Here is a 510-nt window from a genome sequence, read left to right as displayed (position 1 = left end):
CAGTTCGATCTCTAACCCTCTTTACGCAGGATTCAACCGCGCCCTTTCGATGACCGTACCACACCGACTGATCCACATCACGCCCGAAAGCCACGGCGTCGACATCGACCTCGTCTACGCGACGGATCGCAACCTGACCGGCAAGCCGATCTACAAGGCGGCGCATTGCCTGCTGCTCGCCCCTGCCGAAGCGGGTCTGCGCAAGGCCGTCGCAATCGCAAGGAGCATCGGCACGACACTGCGGATTTTTGACGCGTACCGTCCGCCACAGGCGCAACAGGTACTGTGGGATTTCCTGCCCGATCCGACGTATGTCGCCGACCTCGGCCTGGGTTCGAACCACAGCCGCGGCACAGCGCTCGATCTGACGCTGCTCGATGCGAGCGGCAGCGAACTCGACATGGGCACGGGCTTCGATGCCATGACGATCGAGTCCGAACACTTTCATCCTGACCTGCCCGAGCACGTGCAGCGCAACCGGTTGCTGCTGCTGGGCGTAATGCATGCCGC

The 510-nt window shown here is 62.5% G+C and carries 1 protein-coding gene; it reads left to right on the top strand.

Annotated features, from left to right (window positions below; all coding sequences use genetic code 11):
* Positions 1–49: 49 nt before the first annotated feature.
* Positions 50–510, top strand: a 461-nt coding sequence (ddpX, locus tag AC3WLT_RS37310) for a D-alanyl-D-alanine dipeptidase (RefSeq protein ID WP_492596548.1), incomplete at its 3' end; no start/stop codon positions are given.

The sequence above is a fragment of the Paraburkholderia sp. FW306-2-2C-D06C genome (assembly GCF_058781505.1).
Note: the sequence above shows the minus strand (reverse complement) of the source record. Positions and strands in the feature narration are given on the sequence as shown.